Genomic DNA, 22,726 nt, shown 5'->3' on the forward strand with positions numbered 1-22,726 from the left:
AGATTTCAGCGGCCAGCCCGCACACGGAGCATTCCCATGAAAGGCATCCTCGGACTTCTGAAGTCCAAGTCGCGCGCCAAGGGCGCGGAAGAACACGCCGATTCGGTGTTCTTCACCACCGCCTTCGCCGGCCAGGGCGTGGACAGCGCCATGCTGGTGCCGTGGGAGGCGCGCGCGGTCGAGGTCGGCGCCAAGCGGCTGCCCGCCAGCCGGGGCGGCAAGCTGCTGCAGGCGCTCTGGTCGAAGGACAAGTACATGGCGCACCTGGACAAGGACGCCGTGGAGCGCATGGAGCGCTTCTTCCAGTTCGCGGCCATTCCCGCGTCGCGCGACGTGATCCGCCAGGAAGAGTACGGCAACTTCATGGTGGTGCTGCTGACCGGCACCATCGCCGTGGACCGCACCCAGCCCTGGGGCGAGCACCTGCGCCTGGCCGAGACCCGGCCCGGGGACATCCTGGGCGAGATGTCGCTGCTGGACAGCGGCATCCGCTTTTCCTCGTGCACCACGCTCACCGACTGCGAGATCGCCGTGCTGAGCGCCGAGGCCATGGACGAGATGATGAGCAAGGATCCGCAGCTGGCCGCGAGCCTGGTGGCCCTGCTGGCGCGCAAGCTCTCGCAGCGCCTGCGCGTGGTGAGCGCGCGCCTGAGCGAAGGCCAGAAATGATCGCCGCCCGCCGAGGAGCCTTCTGATGGAGCGCGATCAGGCCAGTAAATTCATCAGCGACCTGCTCAAGCTGATGGTGAGCCGCGGTGGCAGCGACCTGTTCATCACGGCGGAGTTTCCGCCTGCCATCAAGGTCGATGGCAAGGTGACGAAGGTGTCGCCCCAGCCGCTGACGCCCGCCCACACGCTGACGCTGGCACGCTCGGTGATGAGCGACAAGCAGGTGGCGGACTTCGAGCGCACCAAGGAATGCAACTTCGCCATATCGCCCGCGGGCATCGGCCGCTTCCGGGTGAATGCGTTCATCCAGCAAGGGCGCGTGGGCATGGTGATGCGGACCATCCCGCTGACCCTGCCCACCATCGACGGGCTGGGCGTGCCGCAGGTGCTCAAGGAGGTGGCGCTGGCCAAGCGCGGCCTGTGCATCCTGGTGGGCGCAACGGGTTCGGGCAAGTCCACCACGCTGGCTGCGATGGTGGACTGGCGCAACGAGAACTCCTTCGGCCACATCATCACGGTGGAAGACCCGATCGAGTTCGTCCACCCCCACAAGAACTGCGTGGTGACGCAGCGCGAAGTGGGGCTGGACACCGACAGCTGGGAAGCGGCCCTGAAGAACACGCTGCGCCAGGCGCCCGACGTCATCCTGATGGGCGAGATCCGCGACCGCGAGACCATGGAGCACGCGGTGGCGTTCTCCGAGACCGGCCACCTCTGCCTGGCGACACTGCATGCCAACAGCGCCAACCAGGCGCTGGACCGCATCATCAACTTCTTCCCCGAGGAACGCCGCACGCAGTTGCTGATGGACCTGTCGCTCAACCTGCGCGGCATGATCTCCCAGCGGCTGATTCCCAAGCAGGACGGCAAGGGCCGCGCCGCTGCGGTCGAGGTGATGCTCAACACGCCGCTGATCGCCGATCTGATCTTCAAGGGCGAGGTCGCCGAGATCAAGGAGATCATGAAAAAGAGCCGCAACCTGGGCATGCAGACCTTCGACCAGTCGCTGTTCGATCTGTTCGAGGCCAACGTCATCACCTACGAAGACGCGCTGCGCAACGCCGATTCGGTCAACGATCTGCGCCTGCAGATCAAGCTGGGCAGCCAGCGCGCCCGCTCGGGCGACCTGGCATCGGGCACGGAGCACTTCGCCATCGTGTGACGGCCGCGCAGGCGGATCGGAGCCTGGTCCGCCAAGCCCTTCTCGGGGGCCGTGCCCCCTGCTGCGCAGGGGCCCGCCGGTATCCATGGCTGGCCCCGCACCGGCCTTTCTGCTAGAACCCTTCTTCTATGCCAAGCACCAACCCCCGCAACTACGACGCAACCCCTTCCCGCAAGGTCGCCTTTCTCGGCCTGGGTGTCATGGGCTATCCCATGGCCGGCCATCTGGCGCTGGCCGGCCACGACGTCACCGTCTACAACCGCACCGCCAGCAAATCCATCGCATGGAGCGACGAATTCGCGGCCGCCGGTGCCGTGAAACATGCCGAAACGCCCCGCGCGGCGGCCCAGGGCGCAGAGATCGTTTTCTGCTGCGTGGGCAACGACGACGACCTGCGCTCCGTGGTGCTGGGTGCCGATGGCGCCTTCGCCGGCATGCAGCCGGGCGCCATCTTCGTGGACCACACCACGGCCTCGGCCGAGGTGGCGCGCGAGCTGTACGGCGCGGCCCGCACGCTGGGCCTGCAGTTCATCGACGCACCGGTTTCGGGCGGCCAGGCCGGCGCGCAGAACGGCCAGCTGACGGTGATGTGCGGCGGCGACGCAGCGGCATTCGACGCGGTGCGCCCCACGGCGATGGCGTTCTCGCGCGCCTTCACCCGCATCGGCGATAGCGGCGCCGGCCAGTTGGCCAAGATGGTCAACCAGATCTGCATCGCGGGCCTGGTGCAGGGGCTGTCGGAAGCCGTGGCCTTCGGCCAGCACGCCGGGCTGGACATGCCGCTGGTGCTCGACGTGATCGGCAAGGGCGCCGCCCAGAGCTGGCAGATGGACAACCGCGGCAAGACCATGGTGGAAGGCCGCTTCGACTTCGGCTTCGCCGTGGACTGGATGCGCAAGGATCTGGGCCTGGTGCTCGACGAGGCCCACCGCAACGGCGCCCGCTTGCCGGTCACCGCCCTGGTGGACCAGTTCTACGCCGACGTGCAGCAGTCGGGCGGCGCGCGCTGGGACACGTCCAGCCTCATCACCCGGCTGGGGGTGAACCGGGCGAGCAAGAAGGCCTGACAAGGCCTGACCAGGCGCCAGGGGCCGCGGCGGACCGCCGGCGGCCTGCCGGCCCTGCCGGCGTCAGCGTACCGGCTGGGTGACGACGCCCGTGGCAGGCGCCGGCTGCGTCGCGGGCAGGGGTGCAAGCGGTGCGGACTGCACGCTGCCGCCCGCTGGCGCAACGCTGGCGGGCGGATAGCTGGCAGCGGCCGGGTCCTGCACCACCGGTGCGGGCTGCTGCTGAGCCCTCACCGCCGCACGGGCCAGCTCTTCCTCCGACACGATCTCGAACACGCGCACCACCTTGCGCACGCCGTTCACGCCGCGCGCGATGTCGGTGGCACGGGTGGCTTCGCGCTGGGTGACGCGGCCCATCAGGTAGACGATTTCCCGCTCGGTCACCACCTTGAAGGCGTTGGCCACCAGGTCTTTGGCATCCACCAGGCTGGCGCGGACCTTGCCGGTGATGAAGGTGTCGTTGGAGCGCTGCGTGAGCGACGAGGGGGCGCCGATGCCCAGTTCGTTCACCACCGAACGCACGTTCTCCACGCCCAGCGCGATCTGTTCGACCCGCTGGCGGTCTTCGGCGCGCGGGGCTTCGCCGGTGAGCAGCACCTGGCGATTGAAGCTGGTCACATTGACGTGCACGCGGTCGCCCATGGTGTCGCGGATACGGTTGGCGGTGCGCAGCTCGATGCCTTCGTCCTCCACCTGTGCGCCAGTGGTGCGCCGGTCCGTGGCCACCATTGCGCCCACGACAGCGCCGCCACCGATGAGGATGGGCGCGCAGGCCGACAGGCCGGCCGCCACCGCGGCGGTGGCGCAGAGCACGCAGGTCGTGCGGCGGAAGGTCTTGAAATTCATAGCGGTATCTCCTGTTCACCAAGTAACTGGGCGTCCACCCCGTCGCAAAGGCAGTGCAGCACCAGGGCGTGCACCTCGCGCACCCGGGCGGCGCGGTCGTGGGGCACGGCGATCTGCACGTCCGTTTCGCGCAGCACCGCCGCCAGGGTGCCGCCGGTGCGGCCGCAGAGCGCCACCACCGTCATGTCGCGTTCATGGGCGGCCTGCACCGCCTCCAGCACCACGGCGTCTTCACCGCTGACGGAAAGCGCCACCAGCACGTCGCCGGCCTGGCCGAGCGCGCGCACCTGCCGCGCGAGGGCGGCGGAGTCGGGCTCATCCGATCCGGCGCCCATCCAGGTGTTGCCGGGCACCAGCGCGAGTGCGGCCAGTTCGGGCCGCTCGCGCTCGAAGCCGCCCACGCACAGTGCGGCGAACAGCTGGGCATCGGCGGCGGAGGGCCCGCTGCCGCAGGCCAGCACCTTGGCGCCGCTGGTCACGCAGGCGAGGATGGCCTGGATGGCGGAGCCGATGGGGTGGCTGAGCGCCTGGGCGGCCTGGTATTTCAGGTCGGCGCTGTCGATGAAGTGCTGTTGGATGCGTTGCTCGAGCATGGGGCGTGGATGATACCCAAGCGCGTGGGGGCGGTCGGGGCGACCATTTCACCCCAACCACGTCGCCAGACGCCGAAAAACCCGGCTCGCCTGCTTGGAATTTTGTAGCAAAGGGTTGCGCTGGCGCCGGGACCTGCGCGGAACCCACGCACCGGGTGCATGCGCCCGGGTTGCCGTGCCTGCATGACTGCATGACTGCATGACTGCACGCACGCGCTCGGCGCGCCCGGTTCAGTCCGCGTCGAAGGCGCCGCGCAGCCATTCGATCGGTGCACCCGCCGCACCTTCGAGCAGCACCGCGTCGAAGCGACAGGCGGGAGGTGCTGGCCAGCGCATGAGGTAATGGCGCGCAGCGAGCACGATGCGCTGCTGCTTGATGTGGCCAATGCTGCCGCCCGCGCCCCCGAAGCCCCGGCCGGCGCGGCTGCGGACCTCGACGAACACCAGAGTGCCGTCGCGCTCGCGCATGACGAGGTCGATTTCGCCGCCGCCGCGGCCCGGCGTCCGATAATTGCGTTCCACCAATGTCAGCCCGGCGGCCCGCAGATGCGCCAGCGCGCGGTCTTCCGCTGCGTTGCCCTGATCTCGCGTGGTGCGCGCCGCCTTCTTCGCCGGCTCGTCCGCCGTGGCGGCCCGGTCCGCTCCCCTGCCGAAGTTCTTGCCAAGGAATCCCATTGAGCGCCTCTTTCGCTTCAGCCCTGAGTGCCGCGCGCGATGCGGCGGCGAGCCAGCATTATCCGCAGGGCACGCTGTATGTCGTGGCCACCCCCATCGGCAACCTGGCCGACATCACGCTGCGCGCGCTGCATATGCTGCAGCTGGCCGACACCATCGCCTGCGAGGACACCCGGCACACGCAGTCGCTGCTGCGCGCCTACGGCATCGACAAGGGCGGCGCCCAGTTGCTGGCAGTGCATCAGCACAACGAGTCCGAAGCGGCCAAAGCGGTCGTGGAACGGCTGCGCGCGGGCCAGCGCGTGGCTTACGTCAGCGACGCCGGCACGCCGGGCGTGAGCGACCCCGGTGCCCGCCTCGCCCACACCGTGGCTGCCGCCGGCCTGCGCTGCCTGCCCTTGCCCGGGGCCAGCAGCGTGACGACGGCACTGAGCGCTGCGGGCGCGGTGGCCCACGGCCCGGGCGCTGCCGGATTCTTGTTCGCGGGTTTCTTGCCGACCCGGGGCGCGGAGCGGGCGGCCGCCGTGCAGGCGCTGGCGCTGGAATCGCGCTGCGTGGTGCTGTTGGAAGCACCGCACCGGATCGAGGAGCTGGGCCGGGCACTGGCCGTGCTGGGCGACAGACCGGTCACGCTGGCGCGCGAACTCACCAAACAGTTCGAAGAGATCACCACCCATCCGGCCCAGGCGCTGACCGAATGGCTGGGCGGCAACCCCCAACGTGCGCGCGGAGAATTCGTGGTGCTGCTGCATCCCTTGCAGGCGGCGGCCCCGGATGACGACGCCGAGGGCCGGCGGGTACTGCAGCTGCTGCTTCCCGAATTGCCGCTCAAGACGGCCGTGAAGGTCGCGGCGGAACTGACCGGGCAGCCGCGCAATGCGCTCTACGAGCTGGCGCTGCAGCTGCGGCGGGAGGCGGACAGCGCGGATGAGGAAGGCGACTGAAGCCTGCCCACCGGATGCTGACGGCTGGCCGCTGGCCGCTGACCGCTGACCGCTGGCCGCTGGCGCAGCATCTCCGTCCTCGTTCACACGCAAGTACCGGTCCTACCCCCGGTAGCCTGCTGCTTTTTTCCATCGCATTCTTCGACGCACACCGTCCGGCACACCCCCGTGCCGCCACGGCGCGCCGCCTTCAGCCTCGGCTGTAAGCCAGGCCGGACGCCACGCCGCCGAACAAGTCGCCTTCGACCTGCGGCACGTCGGGAAATGCCTGCGCCAGTACGTGACGCAATGGGCGCAGGGCCGAAGACCCGCCAGTGAGATAGATGGCGCCGATGTCCTGCTGCCGCAACCCGGCGGCTTGCACGCAGGCTGCCGCACAGTCCGTCACCTGCCGCAGCGCGCCGTCCAGATGGCGGGCCAGGTCGTCCGGCGTGACCTCCGCCGTGAGCGCTGGTTCGAGCCAGTCCAGTGCGATGGTGGCCGTATCGTGCGACCGCGAGGCGCCGATCTTGGCCTGCTCCACCGCGTTGGCCAGGCGGTGGCCCCAGCGCTCGTTCAGCACCGTCATCAGCCGGTCGTGCCGTTGCGGGTCGGCGTAGTCGGAGCGCAGCTGCTGGGCTTCCCTCACCGACTTCTGGGCGTACTGCCACTGGATCAGGTGCCAGGTGGACAAATCGAAGAACACCCGGCTGGGCACCTCACGGCCACGCGGCCCGATGTGGCGAAAGCCCAGGTGTCCCATGACCTGCTCCAGATTGAGGCGCCGGTCGAAGTCGGTGCCACCGATGTGCACGCCCGTGGTGGCCAGCACGTCGCTGCTGCGATCGGCCGCACCGCGCCGGTCCGGCCCGAGCCGCACCACGGTGAAGTCGGACGTTCCCCCGCCAATGTCCACCACCAGCACCAGTGCCTCGCGCGCCATGCGCTGCTCGTAGTCGAGCGCGGCTGCGATGGGTTCGAACTGGAACGCGATGTTGGTGAAGCCGGCATCGGCTGCCGCCCGGCCCAGGGCTTCTTCCGCCTGCTGGTCGCGCGCCGGGTCGTCGTCGACGAAATGCACCGGACGGCCGAGCACCACGCGTTCCGGCATGTCGCCATGCAGTGCGCCGCGCACCTGGACGGCGATGTGGCGCATGAACATCGCAATGATGTCCTGGTAGCTGACCAGCCCGTCATGCACGGAGGTCTTGTCTTGCAGCAGCGTGCTGCCCAGCAGGCTCTTGAGGGAGCGCATCAGGCGCCCCTCGAAACCTTCCAGGTACTGTTGCATCGCGTCGCGGCCGTAATGCGTGCTGCGGTCCTCCGTGTTGAAGAACAGCGCCGTGGGCATGATGGTGGTGCCCTGGGCGTCCAGCGGGATCAGCCGCGCGGCTGCGGAATTTGCGGTGCGCAGCGAGGCTGCGGAATTCGACGTGCCGAAATCGATGCCAAGGATGGAGCCGGGAAGAATCGCCATGGAAAACGGGAAAATGATCAGGTGAACGGATGCGGTCCGGCGACGCTGCAGCTGCGGTGTCAGGCCAGACCCGCGGCCATGCGCCGGCACGCGCCACGAGTCGCGAGTTGCCGGTCGTTGCGGCAGGGCTTGGCAACACGCTGCATCAGCATCCCGTGCGCTGGCCGAGCCGCCGATGGCAGCCACCTCCACCGGATCTGCGGCCCCGCAGAGCCTCTGCGCCAGCGAGGCTCATGGACCGGCCAACGCAGATCTCATCGGGGGCCAGCCACTCAACCAGCCGGCAAAAACAAAAACGCCCACTGAAGAGTGGGCGTTTTGTCGTGGTAGCGAACTACCGGTGTTGGTTGCGCGAGAAGGATTTGAACCTCCGACCTTTGGGTTATGAGCCCAACGAGCTACCAGACTGCTCCATCGCGCGGCAAGATTGAATTATAGCTTACTTTGCGGCTTCTGCGGAAGAATCTGCATTTTCTTGTGCAGAACGCTCCACCAGCTCGACGAAAGCCATAGGCGCGTTGTCGCCCACGCGAAAGCCCATCTTCAGAATACGGGTGTAGCCGCCTGGACGTGCCTTGAAACGGGGGCCCAGGTCGTTGAACAGCTTGGTCACGCTGTCACGGTCGCGCAGGCGGTTGAAAGCCAGACGGCGATTGGCCAGGGTGTCTTCCTTGGCCAGGGTGATCATGGGCTCGATCACGCGGCGCAGTTCCTTGGCCTTGGGGAGCGTGGTCTTGATGGCCTCGTGCTCGATGAGCGAGTTCATCATGTTCTGCAGCATCGCCAGGCGGTGCGAAGAAGTGCGATTGAGTTTGCGAAGGCCGTGTCCGTGACGCATGGTGCTGTTTCCTTGTCTGTAATTAAAACGGGCAGCCGTATCAGGTACTGCCCGGTGCACTGCTCTTTACTTGAAAGAGCCCAAAATTATAACTTAACGCTTGTCCAAACCGGCTGGTGGCCAGTTTTCCAGCTTCATGCCCAGCGTCAAGCCGCGCGAAGCCAGGACTTCCTTGATCTCGTTGAGCGACTTGCGACCCAGGTTGGGGGTCTTGAGCAGCTCGTTTTCGGTACGCTGGATCAGGTCGCCGATGTAGTAGATGTTTTCGGCCTTCAGGCAGTTGGCCGAACGCACGGTCAGTTCCAGTTCGTCCACGGGACGCAGCAGGATCGGATCGAACGTCGCATTGCCGCGTGGACCGGCCGGCGCATCGAAGGCCGCCAGTTCGCCACCTTCCAGCTGCGCGAACACCGCCAGTTGCTCGACGAGAATCTTGGCCGAGGCGCGAACTGCGTCTTCTGCAGTGATGGCACCGTTGGTTTCGATCTCGACCACCAGCTTGTCCAGGTCGGTGCGCTGCTCGACACGGGCGCTTTCGACCGTGTAGCTCACGCGCTTCACGGGCGAGAACGAGGCGTCCAGCACGATGCGGCCGATCGACTTGGTCGATTCGTCGGCATAGCGGCGCAGGTTGCCGGGCACGTAGCCGCGACCCTTCTCGACCTTGATCTGCATGTCGAGCTTGCCACCGGCGGACAGGTTAGCGATCACGTGGTCCGGGTTGACGATCTCGACATCGTGCGGCGTCTGGATGTCGCGTGCGGTCACGACGCCTTCGCCGTCCTTGCGCAGGCTCAGGGTCACTTCGTCACGGTTGTGGAGCTTGAACACCACGCCCTTGAGGTTCAGAAGGATGTTGACCACGTCTTCTTGAACGCCGTCGATCGACGAGTACTCATGCAGCACACCTGCAATCGTGACCTCAGTTGCTGCGTAACCCACCATGGACGACAGCAGCACACGGCGGATGGCGTTACCCAACGTGTGGCCGTAGCCCCGTTCGAACGGCTCCAGTGCGACCTTGGCGCGATTGTGGCCAAGCTGCTCGACATTGATTGCCTTGGGCTTCAGCAAATTGGTTTGCATGCAAACTTCCTCTCAATACCCCCAGCTCGTTACACCGGTAAGGCTGTGAAGCGCCTAAACCGCGATGCCTCGCGGTTCAGGAACGGATTTCTCGAAATCGGAGATCAGTGCGGATTAACGCGAGTACAACTCAACGATCAGCGATTCGTTGATGTCGGCGCCGAATTCGTCACGATCTGGCACCTTCTTGAAGACGCCCTCTGCCTTGTCGGCATTGACTTCCACCCAGGCGGGCAGGCCCACTTGCTGTGCCAGTTGCAGGGCTTCGACGATGCGGTTCTGCTTCTTGGACTTTTCGCGCACGGCCACGACGTCGCCGGTCTTGACCAGGTACGACGCGATGTTGACCGACTGGCCGTTCACGGTGATCGCCTTGTGCGACACCAGCTGGCGTGCTTCGGCGCGCGTGGAGCCGAAGCCCATGCGGTACACGACGTTGTCCAGGCGGGATTCCAGCAGCGACAGCAGGTTGGCGCCGGTGTTGCCCTTGCGGCGGTCAGCAGCCTCGAAGTAGCGGCGGAATTGCTTTTCCAGCACGCCGTACATGCGCTTGACCTTCTGCTTTTCGCGCAGCTGCAGACCGTAGTCGGAGGTACGCTGACCCGAAGTGCGGCCGTGCTGGCCTGGCTTGGAGTCGAACTTCGACTTGTCCGCGATGGAGCGGCGTGCGCTCTTCAGGAACAGGTCGGTGCCTTCACGGCGGGAGAGTTTGGCCTTGGGGCCGAGGTAACGTGCCACTTGAGCTTCCTTGTGTCATCTTCCGCAACAGCATTGCGGGAGCCACCGCAGCGCTAGGCTGACGGTGGCGGTGGGCTTCAGAGAAAAAGGTTAGATACGACGACGCTTTTGAGGGCGGCAGCCGTTGTGGGGAACCGGCGTCACGTCGGAGATGGACGTGATGCGGATACCCAGCGCGCCCAGAGCGCGAACCGACGATTCGCGACCTGGACCGGGGCCCTTGATCTCGACGTCGAGGTTCTTGATGCCCTGTTCGATCGCGGCGCGACCGGCGACTTCCGATGCCACCTGGGCTGCGAAAGGCGTCGACTTGCGCGAGCCCTTGAAGCCTTGGCCACCGGAGGAAGCCCAGGACAGTGCGTTGCCCTGGCGATCGGTGATCGTGATGATGGTGTTGTTGAACGAAGCATGCACGTGGGCAATGCCGTCCGACACGTTCTTGCGAACCTTTTTGCGAACACGCTGTGCAGCGTTATTGGCAGGAGACTTGGCCATGTTGATCTCTCAGTCTTTACTTCTTGAGTGCCGCTGCGCCCTTGCGCGGACCCTTGCGGGTGCGGGCGTTGGTACGCGTGCGCTGGCCGCGCATCGGCAGGCCGCGACGATGGCGGAAGCCGCGATAGCAGCCGATGTCCATCAGGCGCTTGATGTTCATCGTCGTTTCGCGACGCAGGTCGCCTTCGATCGTGAACTGAGCGATCTGATCGCGAATTTTTTCCAGGTCGCCGTCCGTCAGATCCTTGATCTTCTTGGAGTAAGCGATGTCGCATGCTTCGCAGATCTTGCGAGCACGGGTGCGACCGATGCCAAAAATGGCGGTCAAGCCGATTTCAGCATGCTGATGCGGCGGAATGTTGATGCCAGCGATACGTGCCATGTGCGTCCTCTAATACTTTCCAGTCAACCTTGGCGCTGCTTGTGACGCAGATCCGTGCAGATCACGCGCACCACACCCTTGCGGCGGATGATCTTGCAGTTGCGGCAGATTTTCTTGACCGAAGCCGAAACTCTCATTTCATTCTCCTAAAACTTGCCATTCGTCCCGGCCACAGCGCGGAACACAAAAATTTTGCGCCCGCGATGATCGAAGGCATCAATAACCGTAACTTGAGTTCAGGCGAACCCGCGACTATAGCGCAGTTCTCTGAAACACCCCAGACTTACGTTCCGGGCGTCGCTTTGAAGTTCGCCTTTTTGAGGAGCGATTCGTACTGCTGCGACATCATGTAGTTCTGGACCTGGGCCATGAAGTCCATGGTCACCACCACAATGATCAGGAGCGACGTGCCACCGAAATAGAACGGAACGTTGTATTTCAGGATCAGGAACTCCGGCAGCAGGCAGACGAACGTGATGTACACGGCGCCCGCCAGCGTGAGGCGAACCAGAATCTTGTCGATGTAGCGGGCGGTCTGTTCACCAGGACGGATCCCGGGGATGAACGCGCCACTCTTCTTCAGGTTGTCGGCGGTCTCGCGGCTGTTGAACACGAGGGCCGTGTAGAAGAAGCAGAAGAACACGATGGCCGCGGCGTAGAACATCACGTACACCGGTTGCCCGGGGGTCAGTGCGCTCGAGATGTCACGCAGCCAACGCATCGACTCGCCTGCGCTGAACCAGTTCACCACCGTAGCGGGCAGCAGAATGATCGACGACGCGAAGATCGGCGGAATCACACCGGCCATGTTCAGCTTCAGCGGCAGATGCGACGACTGACCGCCGTACACCTTGTTGCCGACCTGACGCCGCGCATAGTTCACCAGGATCTTGCGCTGTCCACGCTCCACGAACACCACGAAGTATGTCACCAGACCGACCACGATCACGATGAAGATGGCTGCCAGGATGCTCATCGCACCGGTACGCACCAGCTCCAGCAGACCGCCAATCGAGCTTGGCAGACCTGCGGCAATGCCCGCGAAGATCAGGATCGAGATGCCGTTGCCCAGACCGCGTTCGGTGATCTGCTCGCCCAGCCACATGAGGAACATGGTGCCGGCCGTCAGGCTCACCACCGCCGTCAGGCGGAAGCCGAAGCCTGGCGACAGCACGAGACCGGCCGAGCTTTCCAGCGCCACGGCGATGCCGAGCGACTGGAAGATCGCCAGGCCCAGCGTGCCGTAGCGGGTGTACTGCGTGATCTTCCTGCGACCCGACTCGCCTTCCTTCTTCAACTGCTCGAACGTCGGAATGACGTAGGTCATCAGCTGCATGATGATCGATGCCGAGATGTACGGCATGATCCCCAGAGCGAAGACCGTGAAGCGCGAGAGCGCCCCACCCGAGAACATGTTGAACAGATTCAGGATGCCGCCTTGCTGGCCACTGAAAAGCTGCTGCAGCTGCGCCGGATCGATGCCGGGCACTGGGATGTGCGCGCCAATGCGATACACGACCAACGCCAGCAGCAGAAAAACCAGCCGGCGACGCAGGTCGCCGAACTTACCGGTTTTCGCAATTTGAGCTGCGTTCGTAGCCACGGGTGCCTTCCTTCAGAACCGAATCAGGCCAGGCTGCCGCCGGAGGCTTCGATCGCCGTCTTGGCAGCGGCGGTCGCGCCGATGCCCGTCAGCTTCACAGCCTTCGTCAGGGAACCGGTGTTGATCACCTTGACGACCTTGGCGCGTTGGCCCACCAGGCCGGCGCTCTTGAGCGCCAGCAGGTCGACTTCGGCCAGGCCGAGCTGTTCCAGAGCGGTCAGCGTCACTTCTGCATTGAACTTCAGCAGGTGCGACTTGAAACCACGCTTGGGCAGACGGCGCTGCAGAGGCATTTGACCGCCTTCGAAGCCCACCTTGTGGTAGCCACCCGAACGCGACTTCTGACCCTTGTGACCGCGGCCGGCGGTCTTGCCCAGACCGGAGCCGATACCACGGCCGACGCGGCGCTTGGCGTGCTTGGCTCCAGCTGCGGGCTTGATGCTATTGAGTTCCATCATCAACCTCTCAGAGGACCTTGACCAGATAGCTGATCTTGTTAATCATGCCGCGCACTTCGGGGCTGTCCTGCAGTTCGCTGATGCTGTTCAGCTTGCGCAGGCCCAGGCCGCGCACGGTGGCACGGTGCGATTCCTTGGTGCCGATAGGGCTGCGCACCAGTTGAATCTTGACGGTTTGTTGGGTAGTCATTCCAGCTTCCTATCAGGCGAAGATGTCTTCGACCGTTTTGCCGCGCTTGGCTGCCACGTCCGAAGGAGTGGTCGACTTGATGAGCGCATCAAAGGTCGCACGGACCATGTTGTAGGGGTTCGACGAACCATGGCTCTTGGCCACGATGTCGGTGATGCCCACCACTTCGAACACAGCGCGCATGGGGCCGCCAGCAATGATGCCGGTACCCTTGGGAGCTGGGTGCAGTTCCACCGATGCAGCGCCGTGGTGGCCCTTCACCGAGTGGTGGATGGAGCCGCTCTTGAGCGAAACCTTCACCAGGTTGCGACGGCACTCTTCCATCGCCTTTTGCACGGCAGCTGGCACTTCCTTCGACTTGCCCTTGCCCATGCCCACGCGGCCGTCACCGTCGCCGACCACCGTCAGTGCAGCGAAGCCGAGGATACGGCCGCCCTTCACGACTTTGGTCACGCGGTTGACCGCGATCATCTTCTCGCGCATTCCGTCGTCTTGGCCTTCGGTCTGCACTTTGGGTTGAAATTTAGCCATTTTGTGTATCGCTCCGCTTAGAACTGCAGGCCGGCTTCACGTGCGGCGTCGGCCAGAGCCTTGACGCGGCCGTGGTAGGCAAAGCCTGCACGATCGAATGCAACCTTCTCGACGCCGGCAGCCTTCGCCTTTTCAGCGATGCGCTTGCCGATGGCCTGGGCTGCGGCGGCATTGCCACCCTTGCCCGAGCCACCCAGTTCCTTGCGCACGTCGGCTTCGGCCGTGGAAGCGCTGGCCAGCACCTTGGTGCCGTCGCCGGAGATCACAGTGGCGTAGATGTGGAGGTTCGTACGGTTCACGGTCAGACGCGCGATGCCTTGCTGGGCAATGCGGATGCGGGTCTGGCGGGCACGACGAAGACGCTGCTCTTTCTTGGTCAACATGTTGCAGCTCCTTATTTCTTCTTGGTCTCTTTGATCGTGACTTTTTCGTCCGCATAGCGGATGCCCTTGCCCTTGTAGGGCTCGGGAGGACGAACGGCACGGATCTCAGCAGCCAATTGGCCGACGCGCTGGCGGTCGGCGCCCTTCACCACGATTTCGGTCGGGGTGGGGGTAGCGACGGTGATGCCAGCAGGCATCTCGAAGTTCACGGGGTGCGAGTAGCCGACGTTCAGGTTCAGCTTGGCGCCGGAAGCCGCCGCCTTGTAACCCACGCCGATCAGGCTCAGCTTCTTCTCGAAGCCCTTGCTCACGCCCACCACCATGTTGTTCACCAGCTGACGGATGGTGCCGCTCATGGCGTTGGCTTCACGCGATTCATTGGCAGGCTCGAAAGCGAGCTTGCCGTCGTTGTTGGTGACCTTGACCAAGGCGTTCTGGGTAAGCGACAGCGTGCCGCCCGAGCCCTTCACGTTGATCTGGTCGCCATTGATGGACACATCCACGCCAGCGGGGATGGTCACCGGCATTTTTCCTACGCGGGACATTTCAGTTTCTCCTCGATGCCACGGTTAAGCGACGTAGCAAAGCACTTCGCCGCCGACACCGACAGCGCGCGCCTTGCGATCAGTCATCACGCCTTGCGGGGTCGTGACGATGGCAACGCCCAGGCCGTTCATGACCTGTGGGATGGAGTCGCGACCCTTGTACACGCGCAGGCCGGGACGGCTCACGCGCTCGATGCGCTCGATCACCGGACGACCGGCGTAGTACTTCAGTGCGATTTCAAGTTCGGACTTGTTGCCTTCGGTCTTCACTTCGAAGCCGTCGATATAACCTTCGTCCTTCAGCACTTGTGCGATGGCAATCTTCACCTTGGAAGAAGGCACCAGCACGGTGGCCTTGGAGACCATCTGCGCGTTACGGATGCGGGTCAGCAAGTCAGCGATGGGATCACTCATGCTCATGTTGTATCTCTCCTGCCTGCTTACCAGCTGGCCTTGGTGACACCAGGGATGTCGCCGGCAAAAGCCAGTTCACGAATCTTCGCGCGAGCCAGACCGAACTGGCGGAACGTGCCACGTGGACGGCCGGTGATTTCGCAACGGTTGCGCTGACGCGTGGGGTTCGCATTGCGTGGGAGCTTCTGCAGGCCCAGGCGGGCTGCATCACGCTCTTCGTCGCTACGCTTGGCATCGCCAGCGATAGCCTTCAGCTCCGTGTACTTGGCAGCGTACTTGGCGGCCAGTTTTTCGCGCTTCAGTTCGCGCTGGATCAAAGCTACTTTAGCCATACGCCGCCTCAGTTCTTGAACGGGAAACGGAAGCCAGCGAGAAGCGCCTTGGCTTCTTCGTCGGTCTTGGCCGTCGTGGTGATGCTGATGTTGAGACCGCGCAAGGCGTCAACCTTGTCGTACTCGATCTCAGGGAAGATGATCTGCTCTTTGACGCCGATGTTGTAGTTGCCACGGCCATCGAAGGCGCGGCCGGAAATACCACGGAAGTCACGGACGCGGGGCAGAGCCACGGTCACGAAACGGTCCAGGAATTCATACATCTGAACGCCACGCAGCGTGACCATGCAACCGATGGCCTGGCCTTCGCGGATCTTGAAACCGGCGATAGCCTTCTTGGCCTTGGTGACCACGGGCTTCTGGCCGGCGATCTTGGTCAGGTCGGCCACGGCGTTGTCCATGACCTTCTTGTCCGACACAGCTTCGCTCACGCCCATGTTCAGCGTGATCTTCGTCAGGCGAGGAACTTCCATCGTCGACGTGTAGCCGAACTGCTTGACCAGTTCGGGAGCGATCTTGTCGCGGTATTGTTGTTGCAGTCGTGCCATGTTGACTCCTTACGCCGCCTTGATTTCAGCGCCGCTGGACTTGAACACGCGAACGCGCGAACCATCCGCCTGCACCTTTACGCCAACGCGATCGGCCTTGCCGGTGGCCGCATTGAAGATGGCCACGTTCGATTGGTGGATCGGCATGGACTTTTCCACGATGCCGCCGGTCGAGCCCTTCATGGGGTTCGGCTTGACGTGCTTCTTGACCGTGTTGATGCCGTCGATGACCACATGCGAGTCATCGTGGCGCAGCGTCACAGTGCCGCGCTTGCCCTTGTCGCGCCCGGTGAGCACGATCACTTCATCGCCCTTGCGAATCTTGTTCATCGCGAGTCCTTAGAGAACTTCAGGAGCCAGGGACACGATCTTCATGAACTTCTCGGTACGCAGTTCACGCGTCACGGGCCCGAAGATGCGGGTGCCGATGGGCTCCAGCTTTGCATTCAGCAACACCGCAGCGTTGCCATCGAATTTGACGAGCGAGCCGTCGCCGCGGCGAATGCCCTTCGCCGTGCGCACCACCACCGCGCTATAGACCTCGCCCTTTTTGACGCGGCCGCGGGGAGCAGCTTCCTTGACGCTCACCTTGATGATGTCGCCCACGCTAGCGTAGCGACGCTTCGAGCCACCCAGCACCTTGATGCACAGGACGGACTTCGCGCCGGTGTTATCGGCGACGTCTAACCGAGTTTCTGTCTGGATCATTTCAATATTCCCAACTTGCACCAGCAAAAGCGACAGCCCCAGAGAACTTCTCAAGGGCTGAAATCAGCCAGTCAGTCTTGGGCCCGTCGTCCATGCCGCAAACCATTTGCAGCACTTCCGTCTGGGCAGAAACTTCACGCTAATTAACGCGAAGCCCTCGATTGTCGAAGAATTCAGCAGCCGAGTCAAGCGCCTTGTCAGGCGGGAACCGTGGCGTACTGTTGCGCCAGCGCCAAGAAGGCCTCCAGCTGCGGGTCGGTGCCCACCTCTTCCCTCAGCAGCGCAGCGACGGCCGGCGCCACCTGCGCGGCCTGGCGGGCATCGAGGAACAACAGCCGGCAGCGGCGCGCCAGCACGTCTTCCACCGTGCGTGCGTACTCGTGGCGGACGGCGAAGCGGACCATGGCTTCGGTCAGCCCGGGCGCCAGCTCCACCCCCGCGCCGGGCAGCGCCGCCACAGCGGCCGCCTCGGTGCCGTAGGAATGCAGCCCCTGGTGCTCGCACAGGCGATGCTGCACGCCGGCGGTGGGGGCCCCCACCACGGGCAGGTCGCTCGTCCGGGACGGTGCGCCGCCCGTGAGCAGGCCTGCCTCCACGCATTTCTGCAGTACGTCCTCGGCCATGGCGCGGTAGGTCGTCCACTTGCCGCCAGTGACCGTGACCAGCCCGCTGCGGCCCACCGCCACGGTGTGTTCGCGACTGATGGCCTTGGTGTTGCCATCGTCTTCCTGCGGCTTGACCAGCGGGCGCAGACCGACCCAGATGCTGCGCACGTCTGCCGCCGTCGGCGCCCGGCGCAGGTAGCGCGCCGATTCCTCCAGGATGAAGGCAACCTCTTCGCGCAGGGCCAGCGGCTCGCGCGCCAGGTCCTGCCGCGGGCTGTCGGTGGTGCCCAGGATGAGCTTGCCCAGCCACGGCACGGCGAACAGCACGCGGCCGTCGGCCGTCTTGGGCACCATCAGCGCGTGGTCGGAAGGGAGGAACTCCCGGTCGACCACCACGTGCACGCCCTGGCTGGGCGCCACCATGGCCCGCACGGGATGGCCGGTGGCCTCGCCGTCCTGCTGGCGCAGGCCGTCCACCCAGACGCCGGTGGCATTGACCACGCAGCGGGCGCGGATCTCGAAGCGCTGGCCCGTTTCCGCGTCTTCGCAGACGAGGCCGGCGACCTTGCCGCCCTGGTGGATCAGTTCGCGGGCCGGGCAGTAATTGACCAGCAGCGCGCCCTGGGCGGCGGCAGTCCGCGCCAGCGCCAGCGCCAGGCGGGCGTCGTCGAACTGTCCGTCCCAATACTTGACACCGCCCTTGAGGCCGTCCGGCCGGGCGGTGGGCAGGCAGCGCAGGGCTTCTGCGCGGCCCAGGAATTCCGTGGCGCCCAGGCCCGCCTTGCCGGCGAGGGCGTCGTACATCTTCAGGCCCACGCCGTAGAACGGCGTTTCCCAGAACTTGTAGGAAGGCATGACGAAGGCGAGCGGCTGCGCCAGGTGCGGCGCGTTGTGTAGCAGCGTCGTGCGTTCGTGCAGGGCTTCGCGCACCAGGGCGATGTTGCCCTGGGCCAGGTAGCGCACGCCTCCATGCACCAGCTTGGTGGCGCGCGAGGACGTGCCCTTCGCAAAGTCGTGCGATTCCACCAGCACCACCCGGTGGCCGCGCGCTGCCGCGTCCAGCGCCACGCCCAGCCCCGTCGCCCCGCCGCCGATCACCGCCAGGTCATAGGCCACCGGCTCGGCCAGGCGGGCCAGCAGTGCGGAGCGGACGGTGGGAAGCGGAGCGGCGGAGTGGTCGTTCATAGGGCGGAATTGTCCATGGTTCGGTGTTTTCTTAGGGGTTAACCCTTAATTGTCGCGCTTTCCGGAGGGCTGGCGGTGCCGCCCGCCGGAAAGCTTCCTCCGAGGAGAAACGGACGGCGAGCAGGACATCGCGCCCCGTCACCGTCCGCTCGCTGCTCAGCGGGTCTTGCCGTCTTTCCAGGCCTGCAGCAGCTTGTCGTAGGCGATGGTCTCGCCCTTCGGCTTTTCGTTCGCCAGCTTCTTCCACGGCGCCTGCTTGTCGCTCAGCCACTTGTTGGGGTCGCCCTTGGGGTTGAGCTTGGGCGCGCAGTGGGCCATGCCGGCGCGTTCCAGACGGGCCATCACCTGGTCCATCTCGTCGGCCAGCGTGTCCATCGCGCCCTGCGGCGTCTTCTCGCCGGTCACGGCCTGCGCCACGTTCTTCCACCACAGCTGGGCCAGCTTGGGGTAGTCGGGCACGTTGGTGCCGGTGGGCGACCATGCCACGCGGGCGGGGCTGCGGTAGAACTCCACCAGGCCGCCCAGCTTGGGCGCCGCATCGGTCATGGCCTTGGACTGGATGTCGGATTCGCGGATGGGGGTCAGTCCGACCAGCGTCTTCTTGAGCGAGGTGGTCTTGGCCGTCACGAACTGGGCGTACAACCAGGCGGCTGCCGTCTTGTTGGCGTCATGGCCATTAAAGAACGACCAGGAACCCACGTCCTGGTAGCCGTTCTGCATGCCCTGCTTCCAGTACGGGCCGTTCGGGCCGGGGGCCATGCGCCACTTGGGCGTGCCGTCGGCGTTCACCACCGGCAGGCCGGGCTTGACCATGTCGGCGGTGAAGGCGGTGTACCAGAAGATCTGCTGGGCGATCTGCCCCTGCGCGGGCACCGGGCCGGACTCGCCGAAGGTCATGCCCATGGCTTCCTTGGGCGCGTACTTCTTCATCCAGTCGACGTACTTGGTCAGCGCGTAGACGGCGGCCGGGGAGTTGGTCGCGCCGCCGCGGGACACCGATGCGCCCACGGGGGTGCACTTGTCGTCGGCCACGCGGATGCCCCATTCGTCGATCGGCAGCCCGTTGGGCGCGCCGATGTCGGCCGTGCCCGCCATTGACAGCCAGGCGTCGGTGAAGCGCCAGCCCAGCGACGGGTCCTTCTTGCCGTAGTCCATGTGGCCATAGATGGGCTTGCCGTCGATCTGCTTCACGTCGTTGGTGAAGAACTCGGCGATGTCTTCATAGGCGCTCCAGTTCAGCGGCACGCCCAGGTCGTAGCCGTACTTGGCCTTGAACTTGTCCTTGATGTCCTTGCGCTCGAACAGATCGGCACGGAACCAGTACAGGTTGGCGAACTGCTGGTCGGGCAGCTGGTAGAGCTTGCCGTCGGGCGCCGTGGTGAACTTGGTGCCGATGAAGTCCTTGAGGTCCAGGCCCGGGTTGGTCCATTCCTTGCCCGCACCGGCCATGTAGTCGGTCAGGTTCATCATCTTGCCGTAGCGGTAGTGCGTGCCGATCAGGTCGGAGTCGCTGATCCAGCCGTCATAGATCGACTTGCCCGACTGCATGGAGGTCTGCAGCTTCTCGACCACGTCGCCTTCCTGGATCAGGTCGTGCTTCACCTTGATGCCGGTGATTTCCTCGAACGCCTTCGCCAGCGTCTTCGATTCGTATTCATGGGTGGTGATGGTCTCGGACACCACCGAGATTTCCTTCACGCCCTTGCCCTGCAGCTTCTTGGCAGCGTCGATGAACCACTTCATCTCGGCCATCTGCTGGTCCTTGCTGAGCGTCGATGGCTGGAATTCGCTGTCGATCCATTTCTTGGCCTCAGCCTCGCCGGCCCAGCTGGCCTGGCCGATCATCAGGGCCGTGGCGGCGAACGCCAGGGCGGTCAAACGCATCTTCATGACTAGTCTCCTTGTTAGTCGGTGTGTCTCGTCCCCTGCTGCCATTGCTACCCGCCGCCGGCCCCGGGGAACGGGGGGCCGCACGGCACACGAAAACATCGGCCAGCCGTCAGCCGTCAGCCGTCAGCCGCCCATCAGCCCCGCCGCATGACGAGCGCCAGCAGGGCCATCGACAGCACGAAGCTGATCCAGACGGAGGGCTCCTGGCCCAGCTTGAACCACTCGGCGAACTTGGCACCCAGGCCCACGAAGATCAGGTTGACGTACGCCGCCGAGAGCAGCCCGATGAAGAGCCGGTCGCCGCGCGTGGTGGCGATGGGCAGGAAGCCCTTGCGCAAGGTGGTGGGCGACTTGGCCTCCCACACCGCCATGCCGGCGAGCATGAGCACGATGCACACAAAAAACACGGCCACCGGGGTGGTCCAGGCCATCCAATCAAACATGGTGACTCCCCTGAGCGCCTGCGGCGCTGCCCCCCAGGGGGACGCAGCCAGTGGCCGGGCCAAGCCCGTTCCACGGCTGCTGCGGGCCCGGCGTTGCGCGCAGGCTCTGGGCCAAAGCAAATGGATTCATGGTTTCTTTCCTCGTGCGCTCAGACCCGCCCCATGGCGAAGCCTTTGGCGATGTAGTGCCGCACGAACCAGATGACGATGGCGCCGGGCACGATGGTCAGCACGCCCGCAGCGGCCAGCGTCGCCCAGTCCATGCCCGAGGCGCTCACCGTGCGCGTCATGGTCGCCACGATGGGCTTGGCGTTCACGCTGGTGAGCGTGCGCGCCAGCAGCAGCTCGACCCAGCTGAACATGAAGCAGAAGAACGCGGCCACGCCCACGCCGGCCTTGATGAGCGGCAGGAAGATGGTGAGGAAGAAGCGCGGGAAGCTGTAGCCGTCGATGTAGGCGGTCTCGTCGATCTCGCGCGGGATGCCGCTCATGAAGCCTTCCAGGATCCACACGGCCAGCGGCACGTTGAAGAGCAGATGCGCCAGCGCCACGGCGATGTGCGTGTCCATCAGGCCGACGGTGGTGTAGAGCTGGAAGAAGGGCAGCAGGAACACGGCCGGCGGCGTCATGCGGTTGGTGAGCAGCCAGAAGAAGACGTGCTTGTCGCCCATGAACTGGTAGCGGCTGAAGGCATAGGCCGCCGGCAGCGCCACCGTCAGCGAGATCACCGTGTTCATCGCCACGTAGATCAGGCTGTTGATGTAGCCCGAGTACCAGGACTCGTCGGTGAAGATGGTCTTGTAGTTGTCCCAGGTGAAGTGCTGGGGCCAGAAGGTGAAGGTGGACAAAATCTCGGCGTTGGTCTTGAAGCTCATGTTGACCATCCAGTAGATGGGCAGCAGGGCGAAGACCAGGTACGCCAGCAGGAAGATCGTGCGTTTGCGGAAGCGGCGCTCAGTCATGATTGCTACACCTTTGATAGCTATAGGCCCAGCAGATACGGGCGCCAGTGGCTCTTTTGATCAAGATGGCAGGCATCAATGCCCCACCTCGGGCTGCTGGGTGCCCACGCGCTGCATCCAGTTGTAGAGCACGAAGCACAGCAGCAGGATGATGAAGAAATAGATCAGCGAGAAGGCGGCGGCCGGCCCCAGGTCGAACTGGCCCACGGCCTTGGTGGTGAGGTACTGGCTGAGGAAGGTGGTGGCGTTGCCAGGCCCGCCGCCGGTGAGCACGAAGGGCTCGGTGTAGATCATGAAGCTGTCCATGAAGCGCAGCAGCACGGCGATCATCAGCACGCCGCGCATCTTGGGCAGCTGGATGTAGCGGAAGACGGCGAACTTGCTGGCGCCGTCGATGCGCGCGGCCTGGTAGTAGGCATCGGGGATGGAGCGCAGCCCGGCGAAGGCCAGCAGCGCGACCAGCGGCGTCCAGTGCCACACGTCCATCAGCAGCACGGTGAGCCAGGCCTGGGTCGCGTTGCCGGTGTAGCTGTAGTCGATGCCGACCTCCTGCAGCATGCGGCCCATGAGGCCGATGTCGGCACGGCCGTAGATCTGCCAGATGGTGCCCACCACGTTCCACGGGATCAGCAGCGACAGCGCCACGGTCACCAGCACGGCCGAGGACTTCCAGCCCTGCGCGGGCATGGCGAGCGCCAGGCAGATGCCCAGCGGGATCTCCACCAGCAGCACCGACAGCGAGAAGGCGATCTGGCGCAGCAGCGCGCTGTGCAGCTCCTCGTCGCGCATGACCTGGGCGAACCATTCGGTGCCCACGAACACGCGGCGTTCGGGCGAGATGATGTCCTGCACCGAGTAGTTGACCACCGTCATCAGCGGCAGGATGGCCGAGAAGGCCACGCAGATGATGACGGGCAGGATCAGGAACCAGGCCTTCTGGTTCACGGGTTTGGTGGTGGCGCTCATTCAATGACCTCC

Annotated in this window: 30 protein-coding genes and 1 tRNA gene; 4 read left to right on the forward strand and 27 right to left on the reverse strand. The window is 64.8% G+C overall.

Going from position 1 to position 22,726, the window contains the following annotated elements:
* The first annotated feature begins 36 nt into the window (after positions 1-36).
* From ASF94_RS20170 to ASF94_RS20180, 3 genes are all read left to right on the forward strand, one after another.
* Positions 37-669 (forward strand): cyclic nucleotide-binding domain-containing protein, encoded by a 633-nt coding sequence (locus ASF94_RS20170; protein WP_056670905.1) that lies wholly within the window; start codon positions 37-39, stop codon positions 667-669.
* Positions 670-694: 25 nt separating this feature from the next.
* Positions 695-1,831, forward strand: coding sequence for a PilT/PilU family type 4a pilus ATPase (locus ASF94_RS20175; RefSeq protein WP_056670910.1), 1,137 nt, complete (start codon positions 695-697; stop codon positions 1,829-1,831).
* A gap of 128 nt (positions 1,832-1,959) precedes the next feature.
* Positions 1,960-2,898 carry an NAD(P)-dependent oxidoreductase gene (locus ASF94_RS20180; protein WP_056670913.1) on the forward strand — a complete coding sequence of 313 codons (939 nt, stop codon included), beginning with the start codon at positions 1,960-1,962 and terminating at the stop codon, positions 2,896-2,898.
* A gap of 63 nt (positions 2,899-2,961) precedes the next feature.
* Here the strand turns inward: ASF94_RS20180 and ASF94_RS20185 are convergent, their stop codons facing one another.
* From ASF94_RS20185 to ASF94_RS20195, 3 genes are all read right to left on the reverse strand, one after another.
* Positions 2,962-3,744, reverse strand: coding sequence for a BON domain-containing protein (locus ASF94_RS20185; protein WP_082493453.1), 783 nt, complete (start codon positions 3,742-3,744; stop codon positions 2,962-2,964).
* A complete protein-coding gene (locus ASF94_RS20190) occupies positions 3,741-4,337 on the reverse strand; it encodes an SIS domain-containing protein (RefSeq protein ID WP_056670915.1) in 597 nt (198 codons plus the stop codon). Before ASF94_RS20190 ends, ASF94_RS20185 begins: the two co-directional genes overlap by 4 nt.
* A gap of 231 nt (positions 4,338-4,568) precedes the next feature.
* Entirely contained in the window at positions 4,569-5,012 is a 444-nt protein-coding gene (locus tag ASF94_RS20195; RefSeq protein ID WP_056670918.1) for a YraN family protein, read from the reverse strand.
* On the opposite strand from ASF94_RS20195, the gene rsmI reads away from it, so the two are divergent.
* Positions 5,012-5,956, forward strand: a complete 945-nt coding sequence (gene rsmI / locus ASF94_RS20200) for a 16S rRNA (cytidine(1402)-2'-O)-methyltransferase (RefSeq protein WP_056670922.1) — start codon at positions 5,012-5,014, stop codon at positions 5,954-5,956. The genes ASF94_RS20195 and rsmI overlap by 1 nt on opposite strands.
* A 190-nt stretch (positions 5,957-6,146) precedes the next feature.
* Here the strand turns inward: rsmI and ASF94_RS20205 are convergent, their stop codons facing one another.
* From ASF94_RS20205 to ASF94_RS20320, 24 genes are all read right to left on the reverse strand, one after another.
* The gene (locus ASF94_RS20205; protein ID WP_056670925.1) at positions 6,147-7,412 is read right to left on the reverse strand and encodes an Hsp70 family protein; all 1,266 of its coding nucleotides are present in this window, start codon (positions 7,410-7,412) and stop codon (positions 6,147-6,149) included.
* A gap of 344 nt (positions 7,413-7,756) precedes the next feature.
* Positions 7,757-7,833, reverse strand: a tRNA-Met gene (locus ASF94_RS20210).
* Between the two features lie 18 nt (positions 7,834-7,851).
* Complete coding sequence (gene rplQ, locus ASF94_RS20215) at positions 7,852-8,250, reverse strand: 50S ribosomal protein L17 (protein WP_056670928.1); 399 nt, start codon at positions 8,248-8,250, stop codon at positions 7,852-7,854.
* Between the two features lie 93 nt (positions 8,251-8,343).
* Positions 8,344-9,336 (reverse strand): DNA-directed RNA polymerase subunit alpha, encoded by a 993-nt coding sequence (gene rpoA, locus ASF94_RS20220; RefSeq protein ID WP_005793666.1) that lies wholly within the window; start codon positions 9,334-9,336, stop codon positions 8,344-8,346.
* A gap of 114 nt (positions 9,337-9,450) precedes the next feature.
* A complete protein-coding gene (rpsD, locus tag ASF94_RS20225; RefSeq protein ID WP_056670930.1) occupies positions 9,451-10,074 on the reverse strand; it encodes a 30S ribosomal protein S4 in 624 nt (207 codons plus the stop codon).
* 90 nt (positions 10,075-10,164) lie between these two features.
* Positions 10,165-10,569, reverse strand: a complete 405-nt coding sequence (rpsK, locus tag ASF94_RS20230) for a 30S ribosomal protein S11 (protein WP_011793799.1) — start codon at positions 10,567-10,569, stop codon at positions 10,165-10,167.
* A 16-nt stretch (positions 10,570-10,585) separates the two neighbouring features.
* Positions 10,586-10,951, reverse strand: a complete 366-nt coding sequence (gene rpsM / locus ASF94_RS20235) for a 30S ribosomal protein S13 (RefSeq protein ID WP_056670935.1) — start codon at positions 10,949-10,951, stop codon at positions 10,586-10,588.
* A 23-nt stretch (positions 10,952-10,974) separates the two neighbouring features.
* The gene (gene rpmJ / locus ASF94_RS20240) at positions 10,975-11,088 is read right to left on the reverse strand and encodes a 50S ribosomal protein L36 (RefSeq protein WP_005793651.1); all 114 of its coding nucleotides are present in this window, start codon (positions 11,086-11,088) and stop codon (positions 10,975-10,977) included.
* A 146-nt stretch (positions 11,089-11,234) separates the two neighbouring features.
* Positions 11,235-12,554 carry a preprotein translocase subunit SecY gene (secY, locus tag ASF94_RS20245; protein WP_056670938.1) on the reverse strand — a complete coding sequence of 440 codons (1,320 nt, stop codon included), beginning with the start codon at positions 12,552-12,554 and terminating at the stop codon, positions 11,235-11,237.
* 23 nt (positions 12,555-12,577) lie between these two features.
* Positions 12,578-13,009: a 50S ribosomal protein L15 gene (gene rplO / locus ASF94_RS20250; RefSeq protein WP_056671147.1), complete on the reverse strand. Its 432-nt coding sequence runs from the start codon at positions 13,007-13,009 to the stop codon at positions 12,578-12,580.
* Between the two features lie 10 nt (positions 13,010-13,019).
* Complete coding sequence (gene rpmD / locus ASF94_RS20255; RefSeq protein ID WP_056670941.1) at positions 13,020-13,202, reverse strand: 50S ribosomal protein L30; 183 nt, start codon at positions 13,200-13,202, stop codon at positions 13,020-13,022.
* Between the two features lie 12 nt (positions 13,203-13,214).
* Positions 13,215-13,733, reverse strand: coding sequence for a 30S ribosomal protein S5 (rpsE, locus tag ASF94_RS20260; RefSeq protein WP_056670944.1), 519 nt, complete (start codon positions 13,731-13,733; stop codon positions 13,215-13,217).
* Positions 13,734-13,750: 17 nt separating this feature from the next.
* Positions 13,751-14,116, reverse strand: coding sequence for a 50S ribosomal protein L18 (rplR, locus tag ASF94_RS20265; RefSeq protein ID WP_056670948.1), 366 nt, complete (start codon positions 14,114-14,116; stop codon positions 13,751-13,753).
* An 11-nt stretch (positions 14,117-14,127) separates the two neighbouring features.
* Entirely contained in the window at positions 14,128-14,661 is a 534-nt protein-coding gene (gene rplF / locus ASF94_RS20270; protein ID WP_056670950.1) for a 50S ribosomal protein L6, read from the reverse strand.
* A gap of 24 nt (positions 14,662-14,685) precedes the next feature.
* Positions 14,686-15,081 carry a 30S ribosomal protein S8 gene (rpsH, locus tag ASF94_RS20275; RefSeq protein WP_056670953.1) on the reverse strand — a complete coding sequence of 132 codons (396 nt, stop codon included), beginning with the start codon at positions 15,079-15,081 and terminating at the stop codon, positions 14,686-14,688.
* A 20-nt stretch (positions 15,082-15,101) separates the two neighbouring features.
* Positions 15,102-15,407: a 30S ribosomal protein S14 gene (gene rpsN / locus ASF94_RS20280; protein ID WP_056670956.1), complete on the reverse strand. Its 306-nt coding sequence runs from the start codon at positions 15,405-15,407 to the stop codon at positions 15,102-15,104.
* Positions 15,408-15,415: 8 nt separating this feature from the next.
* Positions 15,416-15,955, reverse strand: a complete 540-nt coding sequence (gene rplE / locus ASF94_RS20285; protein ID WP_056670959.1) for a 50S ribosomal protein L5 — start codon at positions 15,953-15,955, stop codon at positions 15,416-15,418.
* 9 nt (positions 15,956-15,964) lie between these two features.
* Entirely contained in the window at positions 15,965-16,285 is a 321-nt protein-coding gene (gene rplX / locus ASF94_RS20290; RefSeq protein WP_056670963.1) for a 50S ribosomal protein L24, read from the reverse strand.
* Between the two features lie 9 nt (positions 16,286-16,294).
* Positions 16,295-16,663 (reverse strand): 50S ribosomal protein L14, encoded by a 369-nt coding sequence (gene rplN, locus ASF94_RS20295; protein WP_056670966.1) that lies wholly within the window; start codon positions 16,661-16,663, stop codon positions 16,295-16,297.
* Positions 16,664-16,860: 197 nt separating this feature from the next.
* The gene (locus ASF94_RS20300) at positions 16,861-18,453 is read right to left on the reverse strand and encodes a glycerol-3-phosphate dehydrogenase/oxidase (protein ID WP_056670969.1); all 1,593 of its coding nucleotides are present in this window, start codon (positions 18,451-18,453) and stop codon (positions 16,861-16,863) included.
* 156 nt (positions 18,454-18,609) lie between these two features.
* Positions 18,610-20,343: an ABC transporter substrate-binding protein gene (locus ASF94_RS20305; protein WP_056670972.1), complete on the reverse strand. Its 1,734-nt coding sequence runs from the start codon at positions 20,341-20,343 to the stop codon at positions 18,610-18,612.
* Positions 20,344-20,477: 134 nt separating this feature from the next.
* Positions 20,478-20,786, reverse strand: a complete 309-nt coding sequence (locus ASF94_RS20310) for a DUF2160 domain-containing protein (RefSeq protein WP_056670976.1) — start codon at positions 20,784-20,786, stop codon at positions 20,478-20,480.
* Positions 20,787-20,935: 149 nt separating this feature from the next.
* Entirely contained in the window at positions 20,936-21,748 is an 813-nt protein-coding gene (locus ASF94_RS20315; protein ID WP_056670979.1) for a carbohydrate ABC transporter permease, read from the reverse strand.
* Between the two features lie 75 nt (positions 21,749-21,823).
* Positions 21,824-22,714, reverse strand: a complete 891-nt coding sequence (locus ASF94_RS20320; protein ID WP_056670982.1) for a carbohydrate ABC transporter permease — start codon at positions 22,712-22,714, stop codon at positions 21,824-21,826.
* Positions 22,715-22,726: the final 12 nt, after the last annotated feature.

This window comes from Acidovorax sp. Leaf160, from assembly GCF_001424265.1.
In the GTDB taxonomy this organism is placed as follows: domain Bacteria; phylum Pseudomonadota; class Gammaproteobacteria; order Burkholderiales; family Burkholderiaceae_C; genus Paracidovorax.